This is a genomic window from Acidovorax sp. Root219, assembly GCF_001428665.1.
Taxonomy (GTDB): Bacteria; Pseudomonadota; Gammaproteobacteria; order Burkholderiales; family Burkholderiaceae_C; genus Acidovorax.
On sequence record NZ_LMIJ01000038.1, the window covers coordinates 1 to 1,883 of the forward strand.

Below are 1,883 nucleotides of genomic sequence, written 5' to 3' on the forward strand. Positions count from 1 at the left end.
AAAAGCCCCCTCGCCGTAAGCGCAAGGTTTTCTACGCAACGTTCATCGGCGTAGAGTGAGTCGGCCCCTAAGGCGAGGCAGAGATGCGTAGCTGATGGGAAACAGGTCAATATTCCTGTACCGATGTGTAGTGCGATGTGGGGACGGAGAAGGTTAGCTCAGCCAACTGTTGGATATGTTGGTTCAAGCCTGTAGTCGTGCCTGGTAGGCAAATCCGCCGGGCTTAGATGAGGGGTGATAACGAGTCTGCTTGCAGACGAAGTGAGTGATACCCTGCTTCCAGGAAAAGCCACTAAGCTTCAGCTACACACGACCGTACCGCAAACCGACACTGGTGCGCGAGATGAGTATTCTAAGGCGCTTGAGAGAACTCAGGAGAAGGAACTCGGCAAATTGATACCGTAACTTCGGGAGAAGGTATGCCCCAAGTAGGTGAACTCGAACAGAGGGAGCCCAACGGGGTTGCAAAAAATCGGTGGCTGCGACTGTTTAATAAAAACACAGCACTCTGCAAACACGAAAGTGGACGTATAGGGTGTGACGCCTGCCCGGTGCTGGAAGATTAAATGATGGGGTGCAAGCTCTTGATTGAAGTCCCAGTAAACGGCGGCCGTAACTATAACGGTCCTAAGGTAGCGAAATTCCTTGTCGGGTAAGTTCCGACCTGCACGAATGGCGTAACGATGGCCACACTGTCTCCTCCTGAGACTCAGCGAAGTTGAAATGTTTGTGATGATGCAATCTCCCCGCGGAAAGACGGAAAGACCCCATGAACCTTTACTGTAGCTTTGTATTGGACTTTGAACAGATCTGTGTAGGATAGGTGGGAGGCTTTGAAGTGATGTCGCTAGATGTCATGGAGCCAACGTTGAAATACCACCCTGGTGTGTTTGAGGTTCTAACCTAGGTCCATTATCTGGATCGGGGACAGTGCATGGTAGGCAGTTTGACTGGGGCGGTCTCCTCCCAAAGCGTAACGGAGGAGTTCGAAGGTACGCTAGTTACGGTCGGACATCGTGACGATAGTGCAATGGCATAAGCGTGCTTAACTGCGAGACTGACAAGTCGAGCAGATGCGAAAGCAGGACATAGTGATCCGGTGGTTCTGTATGGAAGGGCCATCGCTCAACGGATAAAAGGTACTCTGGGGATAACAGGCTGATACCGCCCAAGAGTTCATATCGACGGCGGTGTTTGGCACCTCGATGTCGGCTCATCTCATCCTGGGGCTGTAGCCGGTCCCAAGGGTATGGCTGTTCGCCATTTAAAGAGGTACGTGAGCTGGGTTTAAAACGTCGTGAGACAGTTTGGTCCCTATCTTCCGTGGGCGCTGCAGATTTGAGGAAGCCTGCTCCTAGTACGAGAGGACCGGAGTGGACACACCTCTGGTGTATCGGTTGTCACGCCAGTGGCATTGCCGAGTAGCTAAGTGTGGAAGAGATAACCGCTGAAAGCATCTAAGCGGGAAACTCGTTTCAAGATGAGATCTGCCGGGGCCTTGAGCCCCCTGAAGAGTCGTTCAAGACCAGGACGTTGATAGGTCAGGTGTGGAAGCGCAGTAATGCGTTAAGCTAACTGATACTAATTGCTCGTGAGGCTTGACCCTATAACTTTGATAGCCGTGTACGCTCCTTCATGGACGTGTGCAAGCTTCGAAGATTGTTATGCCAAGTTGACGCAGTCAAAACACATAAAATCTGATTCCACTCTATGAATTCGTTGTCTTGCTCCAAGAGCAAGTCGACTCCAAGTTATGCCTGATGACCATAGCAAGTTGGTACCACTCCTTCCCATCCCGAACAGGACAGTGAAACGACTTTGCGCCGATGATAGTGCGGGTTCCCGTGTGAAAGTAGGTCATCGTCAGGCTCTTATAGCCCCAA

The 1,883-nt window shown here is 51.4% G+C and carries 2 rRNA genes; both read left to right on the forward strand.

Annotation, left to right across the window (positions count from 1 at the left end):
- Positions 1–1,606 (forward strand): 23S ribosomal RNA (locus ASE28_RS27645); the annotation flags it as partial.
- Between the two features lie 150 nt (positions 1,607–1,756).
- Positions 1,757–1,869: ribosomal RNA gene (gene rrf, locus ASE28_RS27650) — 5S ribosomal RNA — on the forward strand.
- Positions 1,870–1,883 lie beyond the last annotated feature (14 nt).